19 protein-coding genes are annotated in these 23,793 nt (G+C 74.5%); 14 read left to right on the top strand and 5 right to left on the bottom strand.

Going from position 1 to position 23,793, the window contains the following annotated elements; genetic code table 11:
* Window positions 1–223: 223 nt before the first annotated feature.
* On the top strand, window positions 224–976 hold the full coding sequence (locus PUR71_RS03260; protein ID WP_329924769.1) for a response regulator transcription factor: 753 nt from the start codon (window positions 224–226) through the stop codon (window positions 974–976).
* 6 nt (window positions 977–982) lie between these two features.
* The gene (locus PUR71_RS03255; protein WP_329924768.1) at window positions 983–2,425 is read left to right on the top strand and encodes a sensor histidine kinase; all 1,443 of its coding nucleotides are present in this window, start codon (window positions 983–985) and stop codon (window positions 2,423–2,425) included.
* Here PUR71_RS03255 and PUR71_RS03250 read toward each other — a convergent pair whose 3' ends face one another.
* Entirely contained in the window at window positions 2,426–3,445 is a 1,020-nt protein-coding gene (locus PUR71_RS03250) for a TAXI family TRAP transporter solute-binding subunit (protein WP_329924767.1), read from the bottom strand. It abuts the gene before it with no gap.
* A 94-nt stretch (window positions 3,446–3,539) separates the two neighbouring features.
* Here PUR71_RS03250 and miaB point away from each other — a divergent pair, with 94 nt between their 5' ends.
* Both miaB and PUR71_RS03240 read left to right on the top strand, forming a co-directional pair.
* Window positions 3,540–5,039: a tRNA (N6-isopentenyl adenosine(37)-C2)-methylthiotransferase MiaB gene (gene miaB, locus PUR71_RS03245; protein ID WP_329924766.1), complete on the top strand. Its 1,500-nt coding sequence runs from the start codon at window positions 3,540–3,542 to the stop codon at window positions 5,037–5,039.
* 129 nt (window positions 5,040–5,168) lie between these two features.
* Window positions 5,169–5,867, top strand: a complete 699-nt coding sequence (locus PUR71_RS03240; RefSeq protein WP_329924765.1) for a hypothetical protein — start codon at window positions 5,169–5,171, stop codon at window positions 5,865–5,867.
* Between the two features lie 41 nt (window positions 5,868–5,908).
* Here PUR71_RS03240 and PUR71_RS03235 read toward each other — a convergent pair whose 3' ends face one another.
* Window positions 5,909–6,169, bottom strand: coding sequence for an antitoxin (locus tag PUR71_RS03235; protein ID WP_329924764.1), 261 nt, complete (start codon window positions 6,167–6,169; stop codon window positions 5,909–5,911).
* Between the two features lie 201 nt (window positions 6,170–6,370).
* Between PUR71_RS03235 and miaA the strand changes: the two genes are divergently transcribed.
* The 5 genes from miaA to hflX all read left to right on the top strand — a co-directional run bounded on the left by miaA (window position 6,371) and on the right by hflX (window position 13,035).
* Window positions 6,371–7,321, top strand: coding sequence for a tRNA (adenosine(37)-N6)-dimethylallyltransferase MiaA (gene miaA / locus PUR71_RS03230; protein ID WP_329924763.1), 951 nt, complete (start codon window positions 6,371–6,373; stop codon window positions 7,319–7,321).
* Window positions 7,322–7,548: 227 nt separating this feature from the next.
* Window positions 7,549–8,085, top strand: coding sequence for a hypothetical protein (locus PUR71_RS03225; RefSeq protein ID WP_329924762.1), 537 nt, complete (start codon window positions 7,549–7,551; stop codon window positions 8,083–8,085).
* Window positions 8,086–8,133: 48 nt separating this feature from the next.
* A complete protein-coding gene (dapF, locus tag PUR71_RS03220) occupies window positions 8,134–9,042 on the top strand; it encodes a diaminopimelate epimerase (RefSeq protein WP_329924761.1) in 909 nt (302 codons plus the stop codon).
* A 151-nt stretch (window positions 9,043–9,193) separates the two neighbouring features.
* Complete coding sequence (locus tag PUR71_RS03215) at window positions 9,194–11,536, top strand: RelA/SpoT family protein (protein WP_329924760.1); 2,343 nt, start codon at window positions 9,194–9,196, stop codon at window positions 11,534–11,536.
* The gene (hflX, locus tag PUR71_RS03210) at window positions 11,533–13,035 is read left to right on the top strand and encodes a GTPase HflX (RefSeq protein WP_329924759.1); all 1,503 of its coding nucleotides are present in this window, start codon (window positions 11,533–11,535) and stop codon (window positions 13,033–13,035) included. Before PUR71_RS03215 ends, hflX begins: the two co-directional genes overlap by 4 nt.
* A gap of 51 nt (window positions 13,036–13,086) precedes the next feature.
* Here hflX and PUR71_RS03205 read toward each other — a convergent pair whose 3' ends face one another.
* Both PUR71_RS03205 and PUR71_RS03200 read right to left on the bottom strand, forming a co-directional pair.
* Window positions 13,087–14,211, bottom strand: a complete 1,125-nt coding sequence (locus tag PUR71_RS03205) for a trypsin-like serine peptidase (protein WP_329924758.1) — start codon at window positions 14,209–14,211, stop codon at window positions 13,087–13,089.
* A 32-nt stretch (window positions 14,212–14,243) separates the two neighbouring features.
* Entirely contained in the window at window positions 14,244–15,428 is a 1,185-nt protein-coding gene (locus tag PUR71_RS03200; RefSeq protein WP_329924757.1) for a trypsin-like serine peptidase, read from the bottom strand.
* A 352-nt stretch (window positions 15,429–15,780) separates the two neighbouring features.
* Between PUR71_RS03200 and PUR71_RS03195 the strand changes: the two genes are divergently transcribed.
* From PUR71_RS03195 to PUR71_RS03175, 5 genes are read left to right on the top strand one after another with little or no spacing between them, the layout of a single operon-like run.
* Window positions 15,781–17,580: an IucA/IucC family protein gene (locus tag PUR71_RS03195; RefSeq protein WP_443077331.1), complete on the top strand. Its 1,800-nt coding sequence runs from the start codon at window positions 15,781–15,783 to the stop codon at window positions 17,578–17,580.
* Window positions 17,472–18,146, top strand: coding sequence for a GNAT family N-acetyltransferase (locus PUR71_RS03190; RefSeq protein ID WP_329924781.1), 675 nt, complete (start codon window positions 17,472–17,474; stop codon window positions 18,144–18,146). Before PUR71_RS03195 ends, PUR71_RS03190 begins: the two co-directional genes overlap by 109 nt.
* Before the next feature lie 9 nt (window positions 18,147–18,155).
* Window positions 18,156–19,526, top strand: coding sequence for a lysine N(6)-hydroxylase/L-ornithine N(5)-oxygenase family protein (locus PUR71_RS03185; RefSeq protein ID WP_329924756.1), 1,371 nt, complete (start codon window positions 18,156–18,158; stop codon window positions 19,524–19,526).
* Window positions 19,504–21,333: an IucA/IucC family protein gene (locus tag PUR71_RS03180; RefSeq protein ID WP_329924755.1), complete on the top strand. Its 1,830-nt coding sequence runs from the start codon at window positions 19,504–19,506 to the stop codon at window positions 21,331–21,333. The genes PUR71_RS03185 and PUR71_RS03180 overlap by 23 nt, the downstream gene beginning before the upstream one ends.
* Window positions 21,334–21,345: 12 nt before the next feature.
* A complete protein-coding gene (locus PUR71_RS03175) occupies window positions 21,346–23,472 on the top strand; it encodes an ATP-dependent DNA helicase (RefSeq protein ID WP_329924754.1) in 2,127 nt (708 codons plus the stop codon).
* Between the two features lie 87 nt (window positions 23,473–23,559).
* Here PUR71_RS03175 and PUR71_RS03170 read toward each other — a convergent pair.
* Window positions 23,560–23,793 (bottom strand): LexA family protein (locus tag PUR71_RS03170; protein WP_329924753.1); only part of this gene is annotated, 234 nt, incomplete at its 5' end.

Genomic DNA, 23,793 nt, shown 5'->3' with positions numbered 1-23,793 from the left:
GGCGCTCGCATGCTGTTCGTCCGGCCGCGAACGGGGCACGGTTGGTGCGGGCGGCCCCCGCGGGATGCCTCCCGGGGTGCCCCGCGCACGGCCGAACCTGGCGCCCGGCGGCCCGCTGGCCCATACTGCGCAGGACCGGGACCGACCGAGCGGCCCCGGTGATCACCGCCCGGGGGAGTCCCCGGGGCCCCTGGAGACGTCGGGGAACGGGGAAGGAGGAGACATGCGACTGCTGCTCGTCGAGGACGACGAACGCGTGGCCGCCGCGCTGGTCGCGGTGCTGGGACGGCACGGGTTCCAGGTCCGGCACGCCCGCAGCGGGCACGAGGCCCTGGACGCGCTGGTGCCGGACGGCAACGAGCCGTACCGGGTGGTGCTGCTCGACCTCGGGCTGCCCGACCGCGACGGCTTCGAGGTGTGCAGCCGGATCCGGGCCGGCAGCGGCGTCCCGGTGATCATGGTCACCGCCCGCGCCGACATCCGCTCCCGGATCCACGGCCTCAACCTCGGCGCCGACGACTACGTCACCAAGCCGTACGACATGGGCGAGCTGCTCGCCCGCATCCACGCCGTCGCCCGGCGCGGCGCCGTGCCCCCCGCCGCCTCGCCGGCCGCGCCCGGCACCGTCCCGCAGCAGCGCGGCCCGCTGGAGTCCCGCGGCATCCGGATCGACCGGGAGCGCCGCCGGGTCAGCGTGGACGGCCGCGACGTGCCGCTCACCCGCAAGGAGTTCGACCTGCTCGCGCTGCTCGCCCAGAGCCCCGGCGTGGTCTACCGCCGCGAGCAGATATTCAGCGAGGTGTGGCGCAGCGGCTGGGAGGGCAACGGCCGCACGCTGGAGGTCCACATCGGCTCGCTGCGCAACAAGCTCGCCCTGCCGGGCCTGGTCGAGGCCGTGCGCGGCGTCGGCTACCGGCTGATCCCCGAGTCCCCGGCGGCCGCCCCGGACGCGCCCCCGGCCGCCGCGGAGCACTGACCGTACGTGCGCAATCGCCTGCTCGGCATCCTGCTCGCCCTGATGGTCTGCGTCCTGGCCGCCCTCGGGCTGCCGCTCGCGGCGGCGGTCGCGGCGGCCCAGCAGACCAAGGTGGTCGTCGACCGGCTCGACGACGCCGCCCGCTTCGCCCAGGACCTGCCCACCTCCGGCACCTCGTACGCGGCCCGCAAGGGCGACCCGGGGCCCGCCCCCGGCGACGTCAGCCGGCGCAACGCGATCGACGCCGAGGTCGCCCGCTACCACGACCTGTACGGCGTGCGCCTGGGCATCTTCCAGCGCGACGGCGTCCCGATCGCCTCCGCGCCGAAGGACTGGGCGGTGCCGTCCGGCGGCTCCGGCGTGCAGGCCTTCCAGGAGGCGCTGGACGGGCGGCGCAGCCACAACCCGCCCCAGGTCTGGCCGTGGACCGCCGACCGCACGGTCATCGTCGCGGCCCCGGTGGTGCGCGACGGCGACGTCGTCGCCGTGGTGCTCAGCGAGTCGCCGACCGGCGCGCTGCGCACCCGGATCCTGCACGGCTGGCTGGTGATCGGGGCCGGCGAGGCCGCCGCGATGATCGTCGCCGTGCTGCTCGCCGTCCGGCTCACCGAGTGGGTGCTGCGCCCGGTGCGCACCCTGGACCGGGCCACCCACGACATCGCCACCGGCCGGATGAACGCCAGGGTCGCCCCCGGCGGCGGACCGCCCGAGCTGCAGCGGCTCGCGCACTCGTTCAACGAGATGGCCGACCACGTCGTGCTCGCCCTGGACCAGCAGAAGGCCTTCGTCGCGGACGCCTCCCACCAACTGCGCAACCCGCTGGCCGCGCTGTTGCTGCGGGTCGAGTTGCTCGGCCTGGAACTGCCCGAGGGGCACGAGGAGGAGCTCGGCGGCGTCCGGGAGGAGGGGGCGCGGCTGGCCAGGGTGCTGGACGACCTGCTCGGCCTCGCCACCGCCGAGCACGCCCGCCCCGAGCCCGAGCCGACCGACCTCGCCGTGCTCACCCTCGCCCGGGTCGACGCCTGGCGGCCGGTCGCCGAGCAGCGCGGCATCGAGCTGCGCTGGGACGGCCCGGCGCTCGCGCTCGGCATGGCGGACCCGATCGGTTTCGGCTCGGCGCTGGACGCGGTCCTGGACAACGCGCTCAAGTTCTCCCCCGAGGGCAGCCGGGTGCGGCTGCGGGTCGCGGTGCGGCGTGACGAGGTCGCGGTCACGGTCAGCGACGCCGGGCCGGGCCTGACCGAGGAGGAGCTCTCCCGGGCGGGCGACCGGTTCTGGCGCAGCCCGCGGCACCAGAACGTGGACGGTTCCGGGCTCGGCCTGTCGATCGCCCGCACCCTGCTGCTGGCGGGCGGCGGCTCGCTCGGCTTCGCCCCGGTCAAGCCGACCGGGCTGGCGGTGACCCTGGCCGTGCCGCGGCCGGGGAAGCAGGGACCGGGGACCGGGTGATCAGGGCTTGACCGAGCGGTAGTAGCGCATCGCGCCCTCGTGGAGGGGCAAGGGGTCGGTGTACACGGCGGTGCGCAGGTCGACCAGCTGGGCGGCGTGGACCTGGGCGCCGATCTGGTCGCGGCTGTCGATCACGGCCTCGGTCATGCCCTGGACCAGGCCGGGGTCGACGTCGTCCCGGGTGATCAGCAGGTTGGGCACCGCCACGGTGGCGACGGCGTCCTGGGGCTCGGCGTTCGGGTAGGTGCCCTTGGGCATGGTGGCCGCCCGGTAGGCGTCGGTGCCGCCGCCCTCGGCCTTGTGGAGCTGCTCGGACAGGTCGGCCAGCGGGACGATCCTGATCCGGACGTGGTCGGAGAGGTCGGTCAGCGCGCTGGTGGGCAGGCCGCCGGACCAGAAGAAGGCGTCCACCCTGCCCTCGCGCAGGTCGTCTGCGGCGTCGCCGACCCCGTCCGGCACCGCCTTGATGTCCCGGTCCGGGTCCAGGCCGGCGGCGGTCAGCAGCCGTCTGGTCACCAGGTTCACCCCGGACTGCGGCAGGCCCACACCCACCCGCAGGCCCTTGAGGTCGGCGGTGCGCTGGATTGGCGAGGAGGCCGGGACGATCAGCTGGAGGTAGTCGTCGTAGAGCCGGGCGATCGCCCGCAGCCGGCCCTTGCCGGGGCCCTGGAAGTCGGCGACGGCGTCGGCCGTCGCTATGGCGAACTGGTCCCGGCCGTCGGCCACCCGCTTCAGGTTCTCGACCGAGCCGTCGGTGTTGTCCAGCGCCAGCCGCACGCCGGGCATCGCCTTGCCGACGTGCGCCTGCAACAGCTGCCCGTACCGGTCGTAGACCCCGCGCTGCACGCCCGTGGCGAAGCGGGTCTCCCCGCGCGGGTAGCCGGGCGAACGGCCCGCCGACAGCCACCACCCGCCGAGCCCCGCCAGCACCAGGGCCAGCGCCAGGACCGTCCGCCACAGCGGGCTTCGGGCGGCCGCGCGGAGCACGGCGCCCGGACGTGAGGGAACGGTGGGGGTCATGCAGGGATACTGCCAGGCGCCCCGGCGGAACGGGAGGGGCCGCCGGGCCGCCGTCCGTTAAAAAGCGCTTCACGCGTGCCCGTACCCTGGTCTGGTGAGCGGTGAGAGCGGATTGAAGAGCTACAAGGTCGTCACGCACGGCTGTCAGATGAACGTCCACGACTCCGAGCGCCTGTCCGGGCTGCTGGAGGAGGCGGGCTACGTCAAGGCCGGACCCGAGGGCGATCCGGACCTGGTGGTGTTCAACACCTGCGCGGTGCGCGAGAACGCCGACAACAAGCTGTACGGCAACCTCGGGCAGCTCGCGCCGGCCAAGGGCCGCAACCAGGGCATGCAGATCGCCGTCGGCGGCTGCCTGGCCCAGAAGGACCGCGACACCATCGTCCAGCGCGCCCCCTGGGTCGACGTGGTGTTCGGCACCCACAACATCGGCCACCTGCCGGCGCTCCTGGAGCGGGCCGCGGTCGAGAAGAAGGCCCAGGTCGAGATCCTGGAGTCGCTGGAGACCTTCCCCTCCACGCTGCCCACCCGCCGCGAGTCCGCCTACGCCGCCTGGGTCTCGATCTCGGTCGGCTGCAACAACACCTGCACCTTCTGCATCGTGCCCGCGCTGCGCGGCAAGGAGGAGGACCGCCGCCCCGGCGACGTCCTCGCCGAGATCGAGGCGCTGGTGGACGAGGGCGTCATCGAGGTGACGCTGCTCGGCCAGAACGTCAACGCCTACGGCTCCGACCTGGGCGATCGCGAGGCCTTCTCCAAGCTGCTGCGCGCCGCCGGCCAGGTCGAGGGCCTGGAGCGGATCCGCTTCACCTCCCCGCACCCGCGCGACTTCACCGACGACGTCATCGCCGCGATGGCCGAGACGCCGAACGTGATGCACCAGCTGCACATGCCGCTGCAGTCCGGCTCGGACCGCGTGCTCAAGGCGATGCGCCGCTCCTACCGGCAGGAGCGTTTCCTCGGGATCATCCGCAAGGTCCGCGAGGCCATGCCGGACGCGGCCATCTCCACCGACATCATCGTGGGCTTCCCCGGCGAGACCGAGGAGGACTTCGAGGAGACGATGCACGTCGTCCGCGAGGCCCGCTTCACCAACGCCTTCACCTTCCAGTACTCCAAGCGCCCCGGCACCCCGGCCGCGGACATGGCGGACCAGGTGCCGAAGGCCGTCGTGCAGGCCCGCTACGACCGGCTGATCGCGCTCCAGGAGGAGATCTCCTGGGACGAGAACAAGAAGCAGGTCGGCCGCACGCTGGAGATCCTGGTCGCCGAGGGCGAGGGCAAGAAGGACGGCAAGACCGACCGCCTCTCCGGCCGCGCCCCCGACAACCGCCTCGTGCACTTCACGAGGCCCGCCGAGCCGGTGCGTCCGGGCGACATGGTGACCGTCGAGATCACCTACGCCGCCCCGCACCACCTGCTGGCCGAGGGCCCGGCCCTCGCCGTGCGCCGAACCCGCGCGGGCGACGCGTGGGAGAAGCGTCAGGCCAAGCCCGCGGCCAAGCCGGCCGGCGTGATGCTCGGCCTGCCGGGCATCGGCGCCCCGGCGGCGCTGCCACTGGCGGCCCCGGCCGGCGGCTGCTGCGGCGACTGACGCTCCGGGTGCTCTTCGGCGGCCCGGCGGGACCTTCGCGTCCCGCCGGGCCGCCGCGCTTCCTCGCCAGTGCCGTGGCCGGGTGGGTACGCCGTGTTGGGCCCCCGGCACGGCACTAGAGTGATCCACATGCTGGTAGCCGCCGCCGTGTGCCCCTGTCCGCCGCTGCTCGTCCCCGAGGTCGCCGCCGGGGCGGCGAGCGAGCTGGACGCGCTGCGGGCCGCCTGTGACGAGGCGCTGGCGGCGCTGGTCGCGGCCGGGCCGGAGCTGGTCGTGGTGGTCGGCGCCGGGCCCGGCGCCGAGGTGTGGACCGAGGGCGGGGCCGGCTCCTTCCAGCGCTACGGGGTGCCGCTGGTGGCCAAGCTGCCGGGGGGCCGGGTCGAGGGGCCGGAGCTCGCGCCCTCGCTGACCGTCGGCGCGTGGCTGCTGGAGCGCGCCGGGGTGACCCTGCCGACGCACGCCTGCGCCGTGCCCGAGGACGCCCCTGCCGACCGCATGCTCGGGCTGGGCCAGGGCCTGGCCGGGCTGGCCGACCGGGTGGCCCTGCTGGTGCTCGGCGGCGGCAGCGCCTGCCGCACGGTGAAGGCGCCCGGCTACCTGGACGAGCGCGCCGAGGGCTACGACGCGGCACTGGCCGCCGCCCTGGGCTCGGCCGACCTGCCCGCCCTGGCCGCGCTGGACGCCGCCCTGGCCGCCGAGCTGAAGGCCGACGGCCGGGCGCCCTGGCAGGTGCTGGCCGGCGCCGCCGAGGGCGCCGGCCTCACCGCGCGGCTCGGCTACCAGGACGCGCCGTACGGCGTCGGGTACTTCGTCGCGTCCTGGAGCTGATCCGGTCACGGGGCCCGGGGCGCGGGCTCAGGCGTGCGGGCTCAGGCGTGCGGCGCCTGCCCGTTGCCGCCGGTGCCCTCCTCGCCGGGCGCGGGCTTGTGGGCGAAGTCGTCCACCGCGCCCTTCGCCTTCGTCGCGCCGTGCTCGATCTTGTCGGTGTACTTGCCCTTGGTCGCCTTGTCGATCGCGCCGCCGGCCTTGTCCACCATGCTGTCGATCTGCTCGTGGTGCTTGCCCGCGAGCTCGCTGGCGCGCTCCTTGAGCTCGTCGGCCTTGCCCTTGAGGTTGTCCATCAGACCCATGGCGATCTCTCCCTTCCCGTCCTGTGCTCTGCACAACGTCCGCGCCGGCCGAACCGTTCGCACTCCGGGCGCGGCGGTGAAAACGGCCGGTAAAGCGGCGGAAGTGGCCGAGAACAGGTGGAACCAGTCATATCGTCGCGCTTCGCGGGCCCGGTGGCAGCCCGGTCACCGGTGTCGCGGCGGTTTTGCGAGACTGGAGCGGTGAGCAGCTCCCGAACCGTCCAGCCCCCCGTCGTGTCGATCGTCGGCGCGACCGCCGCCGGCAAGTCCGACCTCGCCGTGGCCGTCGCCCGCGCCCTCGGCGGCGAGGTCATCAACACCGACTCGATGCAGCTCTACCGCGGCATGGACATCGGCACCGCCAAGCTCACGACGGAGGAACGCGGCGGGATCCCGCACCACCTGATGGACGTCTGGGACGTCACCGAGGCCGCCAGCGTCGCCGAGTACCAGCGGCTGGCCCGCGCCGAGATCGACCGGCTGCTGGCCGCCGGGCGGGCCGCGGTGCTGGTCGGCGGCTCCGGGCTGTACGTCCGGGCGGCGATCGACGAGATGGAGTTCCCCGGCACCGACCCGGCCGTCCGCGCCCGGCTGGAGGCGGAGCTCGCCGAGACCGGGCCGTACGCGCTGCACCGGCGGCTGGCCGGGCTCGACCCGGCGGCGGCCGAGGCGATCCTGACCGGCAACGGGCGGCGCATCGTCCGCGCGCTGGAGGTCATCGAGATCACCGGGCAGCCGTTCACCGCGAACCTGCCGAGCAACACCGCGGTCTACGACGCCGTGCAGATCGGCGTCGCGGTGCCGCGCCCCGAACTGGACGAGCGGATCGCGCTGCGGGTCGACCGGATGTGGGAGGCCGGGCTGCTCGACGAGGTGCGCGCGCTCGAGGAGGCCGGGCTGCGCGAGGGGAGGACCGCCTCCCGGGCGCTCGGGTACCAGCAGGTGCTCGACCACTTCGCCGGCCAGTGCACGGAGGACGAGGCGAGGGCCGAAACCGTACGGGCCACCAAGCGTTTCGCCCGCCGCCAGGAGTCCTGGTTCCGCCGGGACGACCGGATCCACTGGCTCTCCCGCCCGGCCGGCACCGACCCGGTCGAGCTGCTGGAACGCTCCCTTGAGCTGATCGGGCGTCAGGGAGAGCCGGTCGCGTAGGCGGGATCCGGCCACTTCGGCGGTGCAGCTGCGCGAGCACCTGGCCGTGCAGGACCAACCGGGGGTTACGGCCCGATCACGTGATGGCCACGGATCACCCGCCGACCCCCGCGAGACCCGGAACGCCCCTCTGGACATGCCATCATCGATGTCATAAGAGGTCGGCCCGGGCGGGTCGGCCGTACCGGCCGCGAGTCCGCTCGTGTCGAACTGTCAGGGGAGGCCGTGTGTCGACGGGTACCGGCCCCGAGTCCGGCCAGAGCGGGAGCGTCACCGCACCGGCCGACAAGTGCGACGGTTTCGACAAGTTCGACGACTTCGACGAGTCGACGATGGGGGACCTCCCGGTGCTGACCGGACTGGACGCGCCCACCTCCTACGCCGTCGCGCTGCCCGTGCTGGACACCAGCGGCCCGGCCGGAGCGGTGCACGAGCGGGAGATCCGCCCGCGCCGCCGGCTGCGGTGGTGGCAGACGCTGCCGATCGCGCTGCTCGGCACCCTCGGCTCGCTGATGTTCAGCTTCCCGCTCGCCTTCGGCTCCGCCGGGGCGCGGGCGACCATGGTCGGGATGCTGGGCCTGCTGCTGACCGCCGCCTCGGTCGGCTGGGGCGCGATGGCCGCCCGGCACGCCGGGTACAAGTGGCCGGGCCTGCCGCGCCGGGGCTCGGGGAAGCGGGCCGGGTGGAAGGCGATCGTCGTCTACACCCTGATCGCGCTGGCCGCCTGCGCCCTCGCCGTCTGGCGCGTCGCCCACCTCCGGTAGGCCGCCCGCCCCCGGTGGGTACCGGTCCTCCTCAGTACCATCGGGAGGGTGAGCGCATCCTCTTCGCAGCCGGCCGGCATCCCCTTCCTCAAGGGGCACGGCACCCAGAACGACTTCGTCATCGTCCCCGACCCGGACGGCCGGCTGGACATCGGCCCGCAGGCCGTCGCGGCGCTGTGCGACCGGCGGGCGGGCATCGGCGGCGACGGGCTGCTGCGCGTGGTGCGCTCCGCCGCCGAGCCGGCCGCCGCGGACCTCGCCGACCGGGCCGAGTGGTTCATGGACTACCGCAACTCCGACGGCAGCATCGCCGAGATGTGCGGCAACGGCCTTCGGGTCTTCGCCCGCTACCTGGTCGAGGCCGGCCACGCCAAGCCCGGCGAGATCGCCGTGGCCACCAGGGCCGGCGTGCTGACCGCCCGGGTCGCCGAGGACGCCGAGGACGGCACGGCCGGCGAGATCACCGTCGACATGGGCCGGGCGAAGCTGCCCGGGCCGGACGGCATCGTGGTCGCCGTCGGCGAGCGGCGCTGGCCCGCGCTGAACGTCAACATGGGCAACCCGCACGCCGTCGCCTTCGTCGAGAGCCTCGAGCACGCCGGCGACCTGCTGCGCCCGCCGCTCACCAGCCCCGAGGGCGCCTACCCCGAGGGCGTCAACGTCGAGTTCGTGGTGGACCGAGGGCCGCGGCACGTCGCCATGCGGGTGCACGAGCGCGGCTCCGGCGAGACGCTGTCCTGCGGCACCGGCGCGTGCGCCGTCGCGGTGGCCTCGATCCGGCGCGACGGTCTCGACCCGGCGGTCACCGGCGAGGCGGCGACCTACGCGGTGGACCTACCGGGCGGGCGGCTGACGATCACCGAGCACCCGGACGGCCTGGTGCAGATGACCGGCGCGGCGGTGATCGTGGCGGCCGGCGAGATCGACCCCCGGTGGTGGGCGGCGCTGACCGGCTGAGGGCCCGGTTTGCCCATTTCGTACGGTGACGAATCCCCCCGATCGAGTGATACCGGTCGCAGAGGGAGATGAAGGCATCGCGCAATGTGCTGTGCTCGGTAGCATGGATCATCGGGACTACCGCCCCTTCGAGGGGTAGCAACGAGGTGCCATGAGCATCGAAGCCGGGCAGCCTCTCACGGGGCAGCCGACAAGCACGCGGCAGGCCGGGGTCCTACGGCCCCTGGGCGGGCTGGGCCGGGCCGCCCTCGGCCGCGCCGGGCGGGCCGCCCTGCTGGCCACCGGCCGCCAGCCGGTCCCGGACGCGCTAGAACCGCTCGTCCGGGCCCACCGCGGGCACCACCCGCAGGCCGACCTCGGGCTGCTCGCGCGGGCCTACCGGCTGGCCGAGGCCAGCCATCGCGGGCAGAAGCGCAAGAGCGGCGAGCCCTACATCACCCACCCGCTGGCCGTCACCATGATCCTGGCCCAACTCGGCGCCGGGACCACGACGTTGGTCGCCTCGCTGCTCCACGACACGGTGGAGGACACCGAGTTGACGCTGGATCAGGTGAGCGCCGGGTTCGGGCCCGAAGTCGCTTACCTGGTCGACGGGGTGACGAAACTGGAGAAGGTCGACTTCGGCGCCGCCGCCGAGGCCGAGACCTTCCGCAAGATGCTGGTCGCCACCGGGGACGACGTCCGGGTGATGGTGATCAAGCTCGCCGACCGGCTGCACAACATGCGCACCATCCGGCACATGAAGCCGGCCAGCCAGGTGCGGATCGCCAAGGTCACCCGGGACGTGCTGATCCCGCTGGCCGAGCGGCTCGGCATCCAGGTGCTCAAGGCGGAGCTGGAGGACATCGTCTTCGCCACCCTGCACCCCGAGGAGCACGCCCGCACCCGCACGCTGATGGCCGGGCACGAGGGCGAGCCGGACACCGTGCTGGAGCCGTTCGCCCGGCAGCTGGCCCGGCAGCTGGCCGAGACCGGGGTGGCCGCCGAGGTCACCGTCCGGCCGCGGCACTGCGTCTCGCTGCACCGGGTGCTGCTCAAGCGGGCCGCCGCGCCCGGGGCCGACGGGCGGCCGCAGGGGCCGCAGCCGGCCGACTTCGGGCGGCTGCTGGTGGTCGTCGAGGAGAACGCCGACTGCTACGCCGTGCTCGGTGAGCTGCACACCTGCTGGACACCGCTGCCGGGCGAGTTCAAGGACTTCGTCGCCGCCCCCAAGTTCAACCTGTACCAGTCGCTGCACACCGCGGTCGCGCTGGAGGGCGGCGCGGTGGTCGAGGTGCTGGTGCGCACCCGGCGGATGCACGAGGTGGCCGAGACCGGGGTGGTCGCCCTCGGCGACCCGGAGCCCGCCGCCGCCGTCCAGGACGCCGACGAGCTGGACCGCACCGACCCGGCCAGGCCCGGCTGGCTCAGCCGGCTGCTGGAGTGGCAGCAGGAGACGCCCGACCCGGACGCGTTCTGGTCGGCGCTCACCGCCGACCTGGCCGGCGACCGGGAGATCACCGTCGTGACGGAGTGCGGCGAAACGCTTCAGCTGCGGGCCGGCGCCACCTGCGTGGACGCCGCCTACCGGCTCGGCGAGGACACCGGCCACCGCTGCATCGGCGTGCGGGTCAACGGCCGGCTCACCGCGCTGTCCACCGTCCTCCAGGACGGCGACCTGATCGCCGTGCTCACCGAGACCGTGCCCGCCGGGGCCGGGCCGCGCGCCGCCGAGCCCTCCGGGCCCGCGCCCGAGTGGCTCGCCCACGCCCGCACCCCGGCCGCCCGGCTCGCCATCGAGCGCTGGCTGGCCGACCACCCGGCCCGGCTGCCGGTGGTCCGCACCGGCCCCTCCGCCGGGCAGCCCGCCCCGCCCGCGCACCGCACCGCGGAGCGCCGGGCCGCCCCGGTCGCGGTGTCCGGGCGGCCGGGGGCGCCGGTGCGGCTGGCCCGTTGCTGCACGCCGGTGCCACCGGACGAGGTGACCGGCTACCCGATCCGCGGCGGCACCGTCGCAGTGCACCGCACCGGCTGTCCGGCGGGGGAACGGATGCGCAGCGCCGGTCGGGGCGCGCTGGAGGTCTGCTGGCAGGCGGACGGCACCCCTCCCGACGGCTACCGGGCCACCCTGCGGGCCGAGGCCCTGAACCGGCCCCGGCTGCTCGCCGACCTGACCGCGGCGATCTCCGCCGAGGACGTCGGCATCGTCTCGGCCGAGGTCGAGCCGCCCCAGGAGCTGAGGGTGCGGCACACCTACACCGTCGAGCTGCCCGCCCCGTCCGCCCTGCCCGCGCTGATGCGGGCCATGCTCCGGGTCTCCGGCGTGTACGACGTGAGCCGCCCGCACGCCCCCGAGGACGGCGCGGCCGGAAGAAATGGGGGTGACCGGCCCGCACCGGGCGTGGGACCATCGAGGGGAATGCGCGGCCGGCCCACGGCGTTCACCGGGCAGAGGAGCTCCGGTGCCGACCACGGGCCGTCGCCGCAGCCGCCCAGCGACCAAAGGACAGAATGACCTCCACGTTCGACACCCGCGACCCCGCCGACGCCCCGCGCCGCCTCGACGGTCTGCGAGCGGAAGCCCTCATGGACGAGGACCTCGCGGCCATCGACGAGGACCTCGGCCAGCACTACGACGGAGACCAGTACGACCGCAGCGAGCGCGCCGCGCTGCGCCGCGTCGCCGGCCTCTCCACCGAGCTCCAGGACGTCACCGAAGTCGAGTACCGCCAGCTCCGCCTGGAGCGCGTGGTGCTCGTCGGTGTCTGGACCGACGGGACGCTGGAGGAGGCGGAGAACTCGATGGCCGAGCTCGCCGCCCTCGCCGAGACCGCCGGCTCCGAGGTGCTGGACGGTGTGATCCAGCGCCGCGACAAGCCCGACGCCGCGACCTACATCGGCTCCGGCAAGGCGAAGGAGCTGCGCGACATCGTCGCCTCCACCGGCGCCGACACCGTCGTCTGCGACGGTGAGCTCACGCCCGGCCAGCTGATCCACCTGGAGGACGTGGTCAAGGTCAAGGTCGTCGACCGGACGGCCCTGATCCTCGACATCTTCGCCCAGCACGCCAAGTCCCGCGAGGGCAAGGCGCAGGTCTCGCTCGCGCAGATGCAGTACATGCTGCCGCGCCTGCGCGGCTGGGGCCAGTCGCTCTCCCGGCAGATGGGTGGTGGTGGCTCCGGCTCGTCCGGCGGCGGCATGGCCACCCGCGGTCCCGGTGAGACCAAGATCGAGACCGACCGGCGCCGGATCCGCGAGAAGATGGCGAAGCTCCGCAAGGAGATCGCCGACATGAAGAAGGGCCGCGACACCAAGCGCCAGGAGCGCCGGCGCAACCAGGTGCCGTCCGTGGCCATCGCCGGGTACACCAACGCCGGCAAGTCCTCCCTGCTCAACCGGCTCACCGGCGCGGGCGTCCTGGTGGAGAACGCGCTGTTCGCCACCCTGGACCCGACGGTGCGCCGGGCGCAGACGCCCAGCGGGCGGGTCTACACGCTGGCCGACACCGTCGGCTTCGTCCGGCACCTGCCGCACCACCTGGTCGAGGCGTTCCGCTCCACCATGGAGGAGGTCGCCGACGCGGACCTCATCCTGCACGTCGTGGACGGTTCGCACCCCGAGCCGGAGACGCAGCTGGCCGCCGTGCGCGAGGTCATCGTCTCGGTGGACGCCCAGAACGTCCCCGAGATCGTGGTGATCAACAAGGCGGACGCCGCCGACCCGCACGTGCTGCAGCGCCTGCTGCGCCGCGAGCCGCACGCCATCGTGGTGTCGGCCCGCAGCGGCGCGGGCATCGAGGAGCTGCTGAAGCTCATCGACGACGAACTGCCGCGCCCGGCCGTCGAGGTGCGGGCCCTGGTGCCCTACACCCAGGGCGGGCTGGTCTCCCGGGTGCACGCGGAGGGCGAGCTGCTCTCCACCGAGCACACCGGCGAGGGCACGCTGCTGCACGCCAAGGTGCCGGTCGAGCTGGCCGCGGAGCTGGAGCGCTTCGCGGTGGCGCTGCGAGGCTGATCGGCTTCGCGCGGGCCCCCGGACAGGGTTCTGTCCGGGGGCCCGCGCGCGTCACCGGACGTTCTTGCCGAAGTACTCGAAGGCCTGCTTCGCCTGGTCCTGGAGCGAGGGGCCGGCCAGGTGGCCGGCGGGGTCGCGGCTGCCGATCGAGGTGACGCTGATCAGGTTGGGCTTGCCGTCCTTGACGATGAACCAGCCGCCGCCGTCGGCGCCGCCGGTCATGGTGCAGCCGATCGCGTACATCGGCGGGCGGGTCCGGTCGAAGGACAGCCGGGCCGGCGCGGCCGGCGCGTCGCAGTGGTCGAGCTCCGTGCCGTCGTACGGCTTCTCCGTGGGGTAGCCGTACGCGGACGCCGAGGTGATCTGCTCGCGCGGGGCGTTGAACCACACCGGGACGGAGCCGCCGACCGTCTCCTCCAGCGAGCGGCCCGAGCCGCTCTCGTCGCGCACCCGGAGGATCCCGTAGTCGTACTGGTCGTGGGCGCCGGTGCCGTTCTCCTTGAGCCACGTCGGCGAGACCAGCGCGCGCACCGCCGTCCAGCGGCCGTACGGTGCCACCTGCTGGTCGGTGGACGGCTTCCCGCGGCCGGCCTGGCCGTCGCGGTTGTAGCCGGGCACGAAGGTGATGTTCCGCAGCCAGGCGCCGCCCTGACCGTCGTGCAGGCAGTGGGCGGCGGTGTAGACGAGGTTGCTGCGGCCCGGGGCGGCCGGGTCGGAGACCACCGTGCCGGAGCAGGCGGCGTCGCCTCCGGGCGCGGTCACGAAGAGCCTGCCGACCACGGCGGCGGCCGGGCCGTACGGGTGCGGCTGGGCCTGGACCGGGGCCGGGGGAGCGTCCTGCGGGGCGTCGCCCCGGTCGGTGGGGCGCGGGGCCTGCGGGGTGGGCCGGCCCGTGGCGGCCTCCATCCTGGCGCGGGACCAGAAGCCCGGTGCCACCTCGTTGGCGAAGGCGCTGTCGGCGACGAAGCGGGCCCAGTCGTCGACCTTCCAGCCGGTCAGGTCGCCGGGGCTGCTCGGCGGCGCCGGCCTGGCGAGGGTGGCCGGCGCGCCCGCGGCGTTCCCGGCGGGCCTTTGCGGCCCGCAGGCGGTCGCGGTGAGGGCGAGCGCGGCGAGGGCCGCGGCGCCGGCCGGTGCGGCCCGGCGCCGCGGCACGCGCCCGCGCGTGGTGTGCGGCACGGTGGATCGTCTCCGGCTGTGAGCGAACGCGGTCACTGCTTCCTGGAGATCCAGTCCAGGGCGTTCTTGGCGACCGACTCGAGGTACGGGCCGCTCAGCGAGGTGTGGTCCTGCGTGCCGATCGAGGTGTTGCTGACGAGCGCCGTCCTCCCGTCCGGCATGGTGGCGAACCAGCCGCCGCCGCTGGCGCCCTGGGTCATGTCGCAGCCGATGGTGAGCATCGGCGGCCGCTTCGGGTCGAAGGTCAGGCGGGCCGGCTTCCCGCCGACGCACTTGTACAGCTCCTGGCCGTCGAACGGCTTGTAGAGCGGGTAGCCGGCGGCCGACACCGAGAGCTGGTCGCGCGGGGCGTCGAACCAGACCGGGACGGCCGAACCGACCGTCTCCTCCAGCGACTTGCCGGTGCCGCTCTGGTTGCTCACGTGCATGATCGCGAAGTCGTACTGGCTGGCGGCGTCCCCGGTGCCGCCGCCCTCGACCACCCACTGCGGCGACGTGGTGACCTGGTCGGCCCACCAGGTGCCGAGCGGGGCAAGCTCGGACAGCGGGGCCTTCTTGCCGCCGCTGGAGGCGCCCGAGTTGTTGTAGGCGGGCACGAACACGAGGTCCTTGTAGTAGTTGCCGCCCTTGCCCTCGTGCACGCAGTGGCCGGCCGTCCAGACGAGGTTGCTCTTGCCCGGGTGCTGCGGGTCGGTGATGACCGTCGCCGAGCAGTTGCCCCGGCCGCCCTGGGCGCTGAAGAACACCTTGCCGGACGGCTGCTTGGTGTACGGGCGCGGCACCGGCACGGCCTTGACCACCGGCGGCTCGGGGTCGGTCCCGCCGTCGTCGGCGGCCGGCTTGGCGGTGGGCGGGGCCGGGTCGGCCGGCTTGGAGTCGCCCATCTTGTCCGGGTTCCAGAAGTCCTTCACGACCGGGTTGTTGAAGACGTGCTTGGACGCCCAGTTGTCCCAGTCCTCGAACTTCCACTTCTTCAGGTCGTCCCAGCTCTTGGGCAGGCCCTCCAGCAGGCTGGTGGGGATGCCCGAGGGCAGCGTGATCCCGCCGATGACGCCGCCCGCGGCGGGGCCGCCGGGGCCGCTCGCCGAGGCGGGTGGCGGGGCGGGGGTGCCCGTGCCGGAGGCCGAGGACGGGCTGTCCGGACCGCAGGCGCTCACCGCGAACAGGGTGCCGGCGGCGAGGACGGCCGCGACGGCGGACCGGTGGATCGATGGCATCTGTGCGCTTCCCCCTGTGGATCGGTGCGTGGACGGGACGGTGGTTCGTGGACGGGACGGCCCGGTGCAGGAGTCTTCCACTGGTCGGGAGGACGACGCCGGGCGCCCCCGGGTTGCGGCTCCTGAGCGGTGGTCACCGATCCGTGACGAATCCTCCACGGGCTCCTCCGGCACAACCGGGCCTTCCTCCCCGGCGGTGAACAATCACCGATCTTCACCCGGACGAGTGAGCCGTCCTTGTGATCACCCGTCAGGGATAGGTAACCCTTACCTGACGCGACGGTGCGAGCGCCCGCCGAACCCCCTCCGCCACCCGCGCGCGTCCGCACCCCACGCGTCCCGAGGAGCACCCTTGAGCACCGCCGCCCTGACCGGAGCCCCGCCCCGACCGCTGCCGCCCGCGGACCGGCCGGCCGGGCCCGACCCGCTGCTGCACCCCGACCCCGCCGTCGCGGCCGAACAGGCCGCGCTGGAGGCCCTGCTGCGCTGCTGGACGCGCGAGACCGGCGCCCGCCCCGGACCGGACGGCCGACTGCGGATCGCCGTGCTCGGCGGCGCCGCGCGGCTGTCCGCACCCGTCCGCCACTGGTCGCCCGGCGGCTGGCACCGCTTCGGCCCGGCCCGCCTCGGCGCCGGCGAGGGCACCACCGACGCCCCGGTGGACGCCGTCACCGCCGCCGCGCTGCTCGCCGCCGCGGCCGCCGACCGGCCCGACCCCGGGCAGGTCGCCGACCTGGCCGCCCGGGTCGCCGACTCCGTCGTGCGCACCACCGAGATCCTCGCCCACCGCCGCACCGCCGCCACCCCCGGCGGCCCCGAGGGCTCCCACTTCCTCGCCGCCGAACAGTCCCTGCTGCTCGGCCACCCCCTGCACCCCACCCCGAAGAGCCGCGACGGCCTCGGCCCCGCCCAGAGCGCCGCCTACTCGCCCGAACTGCACGGCTCCTTCCGGCTCCACTGGTACGCCGTCGACCGGGCCCTGCTCGCCGCCGGCTCCGCCGTCCCCGACAGCGCCGAGCGGATCACCGCCCGCCTCCTCGGCGACCGCACCCCGCTGCCGCCCGGTACCGCCGCGCTGCCCCTGCACCCCTGGCAGGCCCGCGAACTCGCGCACCGCCCGGCCGTCGCCGCCCTGCTCGCCGAAGGACTCCTGCACGACCTCGGCCCGGCCGGCGACCCCTGGTACCCCACCTCCTCGGTGCGCACCGTCTACCGGCCCGGCACCCCGTGGATGCTCAAGCTCTCGCTCGGCCTGCGGATCACCAACTCCCGCCGGGAGAACCTGCGCAAGGAGCTCCATCGCGGCCTGGAGGTGCACCGGCTGTTGGAGAGCGGCCTCGCCGCCGAGTGGCGCGCCGCCCACCCGGGCTTCGACGTCGTCCGCGACCCCGCCTGGATCGGCGTCGACCACCCCGGCCTCGGCGACCCCGGCGGCCTGGACACCGTCCTGCGCGCCCAGCCCTTCGCCCCCACCGACCGCGTGCTGTGCGTCGCAGGGCTCGTCGCCGAACAGCCCCTGGGCACCGGCACCACCGTGCCGTCCCGCCTCGGCGACACCCTCCGGGCGCTCGCCGTGCGCTGCGGCCGCCCGCTGCGCACCGTGGCCGCTGAATGGTTCCTGCGCTACCTGGACGCCGTCGTGCTCCCCGTCCTGTGGCTGGACGGCCGCGGCGGCATCGCCCTGGAAGCGCACCAGCAGAACAGCCTCGTCCTGCTCGACGCCGAGGGCTGGCCCCGCGGCGGGCGCTACCGCGACAACCAGGGCTACTACTACCGGGAGAGCGCCCGCGAGCGGCTCGGCGCCCGGCTGCCCGGCCTCGGCGAGCACAGCGACACCTTCCTCCCGGACGACGTCATCGACCACCACTTCGCCTACTACCTCGGCATCAACCACGTGCTCGGCCTGGTCGGCGCGCTCGGCTCCCAGGGGCTCGCCGACGAAACGGTGCTGCTGGCCGCACTGCGCCGCTTCCTCGCCGGACCGGAGGCGACCGCCACCGGCTCGGCGCTGCCCGCCCTGCTGCTCGACGCGCCCACCCTGCCCTGCAAGGCCAACCTGCTCACCCGGATCAACGGCCTGGACGAGCTGGTCGGCCCGGTCGCCACGCAGTCCGTCTACGTGGACATCCCCAACCCCCTGGCGGACGCGTGACCATGCTCGACGACGTGCCCGGGTGGGGCGAGACCCCCACCCCGGCCGGCGGGTTCCGGCTCCGCCCGGTCCGGCTGCCCGCCGACCTCGACCTGCTCGCCCGCTGGATGAACGACCCCGAGGTCGCCGCCTTCTGGGAGCTCGCCGGGCCACCCGCCGTCACTGCCGCCCACGTCCGGGCCCAGCTCGACGGCGACGGGCGCAGCGTGCCCTGCCTCGGCCTGCTCGACGGCACCCCGATGAGCTACTGGGAGATCTACCGCGCCGACCTCGACCCGCTCGCCGCGCACTACCCGGCCCGGCCCCACGACATCGGCGTCCACCTGCTGCTCGGCCCCGCCGCGAGCCGCGGCCGGGGCCTGGGCGCCGTCCTGCTGGCCGCCCTCGCCGACCGGATCCTGCGGCAACGGCCGCGCTGCGAAAGGGTGGTGGCCGAACCCGACGTCCGCAACCGGCGCTCGGTCCGGGCCTTCGAACGGGCCGGGTTCCGCCCGGCCGGCGAGCTCGACCTGCCCGACAAGCGCGCCGCCCTGATGATCCGCGACCGCGCCTTACTCCCCGCCTAGGACACCCCCGTGCACTCCTCGACCCCCCAGCCGCCGTACGACCTGCTCGGCGTGGGCATCGGCCCGTTCAACCTCTCGCTCGCCGCGCTCGCCGAGCCCGTGCCCGGCCTGCGGACGCTCTTCTGCGACCAGCGCCCGGAATTCCGCTGGCACCCGGGGATGCTGGTCGACGGGGCCCGGATGCAGGTGCCCTTCCTCGCCGACCTGGTCTCCCTGGTCGACCCGACCAACCGGTGGTCCTTCCTCAACTACCTGCGCGACCAGGAACGGCTGTTCCCGTTCTACTTCGCCGAGCGCTTCCAACTGCCGCGCCGCGAGTACGACCACTACTGCCGCTGGGCGGCCGAACGGCTCGGCACCTGCCGGTTCGCCACCGAGGTCAGCGAACTGCACTGGGAGGACGGCTTGTTCCGGGCCGAGCTGACCGACACCGCGACCGGCCGGCGCAGCCGCGTGCACGCCCGCAACCTCGCGCTCGGCGTCGGCACCCGGCCCGTCCTGCCCGAGGCCTTCGCCGCCCTCGACGGGCACCCCGGAGCGTTCCACTCCGCCGACTACCTCGACCGGCGGGCCGGCCTCGGCGGCGCCCGGGACATCACCGTCGTCGGCAGCGGCCAGTCCGGCGCCGAGGTCTTCCTCGACCTGCTGCGCCGCCACGACGGCGACGGCGTCCGGCTGCGCTGGCTCACCCGCACCCGGGCCCTCGCGCCCATGGAGTACTCCAAGCTCGGTCTGGAGCACTTCACCCCCGACTACACCCGCTACTTCCACGGCCTGCCCGAGCCCGTCCGGGCCACCCTGGTCGCCGCCCAGTGGCAGCTGCACAAGGCCGCCAGCGCCGAGACCCTCGCCGAGATCCACGACCACCTCTACGAGCGGACCATCGGCCGCCCGATCGACGCCGCCCCGGTCGAGATCACCCCCGGCACCGCCGTCACCGAAGCCCGGCCCGGCCCCTGCGGCGGCCTCGAACTGCGCTGCGCGCACACCGACTCCGGCGCCGAGCACCTCGTGCGCACCGACGCCGTGGTGCTCGCCACCGGCTACCGGGCCGCCCGCCCGGCCGCGCTCGAACCACTCGCCCACCTGATCGACTGGGACGAGGCCGGTCGCTACCGGGTCGACCTGGACCACCGGGTCGCCACCCGGCCCGAACTCACCGGCGGCCTCTACGTCCAGAACGCCGAACTGCACACCCACGGCGTCGGCACCCCCGACCTCGGACTCGGCGCGCACCGCGCCGCCGTCATCCTCAACGCCGTCACCGGCCGCACCGTCCACCGGCTGCCCACCCGCACCGCCTGGACCGGCTTCGCGCCGCCCGTCCCCGCCTTCCCCCACCCCCAGGAGCTGACCCGTGCCGCAACCGCCGGCCGCTGAACCGCCGCTCTACCTGCCGCCGCAGCTCGCCCCCGGGCCCTGGCAGCGGGCCGGACGCGCGCTGCTGGCCAAGATGCTCGGCGAGTTCGCCTACGAGGAGCTGCTCACCCCGCTCCCCGTCCCGGGCGCGGCGGACGGCGCGTACCTGCTCGCGCTGCCCGAGGCCGAGTACCGCTTCACCGCCCGCCGCGGCGCCTACGGCAGCTGGCGGGTCGACCCGGGCTCCGTCCGCTGCGACCGCGAGGACGGCCTCGACCCACTGCGCTTCCTCCCGTACGCCCGGCACGCCCTCGGCCTGCGCGGCGAGACCACCGGCCACCTGATCCGCGAGCTCACCGCCACCCTCACCGCCGACGCGCACCAGCTGGCCACCGCGCTCACCGCCGCCGAACTCGCCGACCTCGACCACGCCGCCCTGGAGGGCCGCCAGGAGGGCCACCCCTGGATCGTCCCCAACAAGGGCCGGATCGGCTTCTCCGCCGCCGACGCCGCCCGCTGGGCCCCCGAGGCGCGCACCCCGCACCCGCTGCCCTGGATCGCCGTCCACCGGCGCCTCGCCCGCTACCGCGGCGTGCCCGGCCTCGTACGGCCCGAGCAGCTCTACGCCCGCGAGCTCGACGACCCCGGCGCCCTGCGCGCCGCGCTCGGCCCCGACGCCGACGACTACCTGCTGCTGCCCGTCCACCCCTGGCAGTGGGACGAGACGGTCGTCCCGCTGTTCGCGCCCTGGATCGCCTCCGGCGAGATCGTCCCGCTGCCCTCCGACGGCGACCCACGGCTGCCCCAGCAGTCCATCCGCTCCTTCTTCAACACCGCCCACCCCGAACGCTGCACCGTCAAACTGCCGCTCTCCATCCTCAACACCCTGGTCTGGCGCGGCCTGCCGGTGGAGCGCACCCTCGCCGCGCCCGCCGTCACGGCCTGGATCCACGGTCTGCGCGACGCCGACCCCTTCCTGCGCGACGAGTGCCGGGTGATCCTGCTCGGCGAGATCGCCTCCGTCACCGTCGACCACCCGCTCTACCGCGACCTGCCCGAGGCGCCCTACCAGTACAAGGAGCTCCTCGGCGCGATCTGGCGCGAACCGCTCGGCCCCTTCCTGGACGGCGGCGAACGCGCCCGCACCCTCGCGTCCCTCCTGCAGACCGGCTCCGACGGCCGCGCCCTGGTCGCCGAGCTGGTCGCCCGCTCCGGGCTCGCCCCCGCCGAGTGGACCCGCCGGCTGTTCGCCGTCATGCTGCCGCCGCTGCTCCACTTCCTCTACCGCTACGGGCTGGTCTTCTCCCCCCACGGCGAGAACGCCATCGTCGTCTTCGACGCGCACGAGGCCCCGGCCCGGCTCGCGGTCAAGGACTTCGTCGACGACGTCAACCTGAGCGACGAGGACCTCCCCGAACTGCGCGACCTGCCCGCGGAGGTCGACGACGTCCTGCTCCGCGAGCCCCCGCAGGGCCTGTGCCAGTTCCTCCACTCCGGGCTCTTCATCGGCGTCTACCGCTACCTCGCCCCGCTCCTGGAGGAGCAGACCGGCCTGCCCGAGGCCGACTTCTGGGCCCTCCTGCGCGAGGAGATCGGCCGCCACCACGACCGCTTCCCCGAGCTGCGCGAACGCTTCGAGCTGTTCGACCTCCTCACCCCGCGGATCGACCGGCTCTGCCTCAACCGCAACCGGCTGCTCCTCGACGGCTACCAGGACCGCCCGCACCGGCCCCACGCCGCCCGGTACGGCACCGTGCCCAACGCCCTCGTCACCCCCGGCGCGGATCTTCCGGGGCAGCGCGACCGGATTGTCACCCCCGCGCCGTAGGGTGGGAGGGTCATGACGAACGACTCCCAAACCCAGCTCCCCGGCGAGGACGCAGCCGCCCCTGCCGACGTCGAGGAAGCCGTCGCGGTCCCCCGCTCGCGCATCCCCGAGCTGCTCCACGCCGCCGTCGAGTCCGTCGGCGGCGTGGAACGCCCCGGCCAGGTGAAGATGGCCGAGGCCGTCGCCGACGCGGTCGACCACGCCGAGCACCTGCTCGTCCAGGCCGGCACCGGCACCGGTAAGTCCCTCGCGTACCTGGTGCCCGCGCTCGCGCACGGGGACCGCGTCGTGGTCGCCACCGCCACCCTGGCGCTCCAACGCCAGTTGGTCGAACGCGACTTGCCGCGCACGGTCGACGCGCTGCACCCGGTGCTGCGCCGCCGGCCGCTGTTCGCGATGCTCAAGGGCCGCTCCAACTACCTGTGCCTGCACCGGGCGAACGAGGGCACCCCGAGCGACGAGGGCGAGGGCCTGTTCGACGCGGCCGAGGCCCTCGGCGGGGCGGCCAGCAAGCTCGGGCAGGAGGTGCTGCGGCTGCGCGAGTGGGCGGACGAGACCGAGACCGGCGACCGCGACGACATGAGCCCCGGCGTGTCCGACCGGGCGTGGGCCCAGCTGTCGGTGACGTCCAAGGAGTGCCTGGGCGCGACGCGTTGTGCGTACGGGCAGGAGTGCTTCGCGGAGAAGGCCAGGGAGCGGGCCAAGCTCGCGGACGTCGTCGTCACCAACCACGCGATGCTCGCGATCGACGCGATCGAGGGCGCGCCGGTGCTGCCCGAGCACGGGCTGCTGATCGTCGACGAGGCGCACGAGCTGGTCAACCGGGTCACCGGCGCGGCCACCGCCGAGCTGACCGTCGGCGCGGTCAACCGGGCGGTCAAGCGGGCCGCGCGGCTGGCCAACGAGAAGGCCGTCGACGCGCTCCAGGCCGCCGCCGAGAACTACCACGGCCTGATGGAGACCGCCCAGCCCGGCCGGATCGAGGAGCTGCCCGAGTACCTGGCGTACGCCGTCACGGCCATCCGGGACTCCGCCCGGCAGGTGATCACCTCGCTCGGCGAGACCAGGGACAAGGGGCTCACCGACGAGGACGCGGTCCGCAAGCAGGCCATGGCCTCCGTCGAGACGCTCCACGAGACCGCCGAACGGCTGCTGGAGGACTCCGAGTACGACGTCGTCTGGATCGAGCGCAACGACCGCTTCGGGATGGGCACGGCCTCGCTGCGGGTCGCGCCGCTGAGCGTGTCGGGGCTGCTGCGCGAGGGCCTCTACAAGGAGCGCTCGGTCGTCCTGACCTCGGCGACGCTCAAGCTCGGCGGGGACTTCACCGGCGTGGCCGGCTCGGTCGGCCTCCCCTCGGAGGCCCGGCTGCCGGACGAGCGCACGCCGGGGGACAACCCGCACGCCGACGCCGGCTTCGGCGAGGACGCGGTGCCGCACTGGCGCGGCATCGACGTCGGTTCGCCGTTCAAGTACCCCAAGCAGGGCATCCTGTACGTCGCCAAGCACCTCTCCGAGCCCGGCCGCGATCCCGAACGACCGGACATGCTCGACGAGTTGGAGGAGCTGATCGGCGCGGCCGGCGGTCGGACGCTGGGCCTGTTCTCCTCGATGCGCGGTGCCCAGGCGGCCGCCGAGGCGATGCGCGGGCGGCTCGACAACCGGATCCTGCTCCAGGGCGAGGACACCCTGGGCGAGCTGATCCGCGAGTTCGCCTCGGACGCGACCACCTGCCTGTTCGGCACGCTCTCGCTCTGGCAGGGCGTGGACGTGCCCGGCTCGGCCTGCCAGCTGGTGGTGATGGACCGCATCCCGTTCCCGCGGCCGGACGACCCGCTGATGAGCGCCCGGCAGAAGGACGTCGAACAGCGCGGGGGGAACGGCTTCATGGCGGTCGCGGCGACGCACGCGGCGCTGCTGATGGCGCAGGGCGCGGGCCGGCTGGTCCGCGCGGCCGACGACCGCGGGATCGTGGCGGTGCTCGACCCACGGGTGGCGACCAAGCGGTACGGGGGCTTCTTCCGCTCCTCGATGCCGGAGTTCTGGTACACGACGGACCGCAACCAGGTGCGGCGCTCGCTGGCGGCGATCGACGCCTCCGCGCCGCCGGTCAGGCCGGTGGCCAAGCGCGGTTCTTAGAGCGCTTCCAGAGCTTCGGAAACGCCGGAGGGGCTCCCCGCGCGAACGCGGTGGAGCCCCTTCCCGGTGCGCGCGGGCGCACCCGCCTCAGAGACGGCGCAGGACCGCCACGACCTTGCCCAGGATGGTCGCGTTGTCGCCGTTGATCGGCTCGTAGGCGGGGTTGTGCGGCATCAGCCAGATCCGGCCGTCCTCGCGCTTGAGCCGCTTGACGGTGGCCTCGCCGTCGATCATCGCGGCCACGATGTCGCCGTTCTCGGCGACCGGCTGGCGGCGCACGGTGACCCAGTCGCCGTCGCAGATGGCGGCCTCGATCATCGA

Origin of the sequence: Streptomyces sp. SP17BM10 (genome assembly GCF_036322405.1) — a bacterium.
Lineage (GTDB): Bacteria > Actinomycetota > Actinomycetes > Streptomycetales > Streptomycetaceae > Kitasatospora.
The sequence above is the reverse complement of the archived record's forward strand: the minus strand, read 5'-3'. Positions and strand labels throughout refer to the sequence as shown.

Coding starts and splice junctions, on each gene's coding strand:
- PUR71_RS03260 (WP_329924769.1), top strand. CDS start 224: ATGCGACTGCTGCTCGTCGAGGACGACGAACGCGTGGCCGCCGCGCTG.
- PUR71_RS03250 (WP_329924767.1), bottom strand. CDS start 3,445: ATGACCCCCACCGTTCCCTCACGTCCGGGCGCCGTGCTCCGCGCGGCC.
- PUR71_RS03240 (WP_329924765.1), top strand. CDS start 5,169: ATGCTGGTAGCCGCCGCCGTGTGCCCCTGTCCGCCGCTGCTCGTCCCC.
- PUR71_RS03235 (WP_329924764.1), bottom strand. CDS start 6,169: ATGGGTCTGATGGACAACCTCAAGGGCAAGGCCGACGAGCTCAAGGAG.
- PUR71_RS03215 (WP_329924760.1), top strand. CDS start 9,194: ATGAGCATCGAAGCCGGGCAGCCTCTCACGGGGCAGCCGACAAGCACG.
- hflX (WP_329924759.1), top strand. CDS start 11,533: ATGACCTCCACGTTCGACACCCGCGACCCCGCCGACGCCCCGCGCCGC.
- PUR71_RS03200 (WP_329924757.1), bottom strand. CDS start 15,428: ATGCCATCGATCCACCGGTCCGCCGTCGCGGCCGTCCTCGCCGCCGGC.
- PUR71_RS03175 (WP_329924754.1), top strand. CDS start 21,346: ATGACGAACGACTCCCAAACCCAGCTCCCCGGCGAGGACGCAGCCGCC.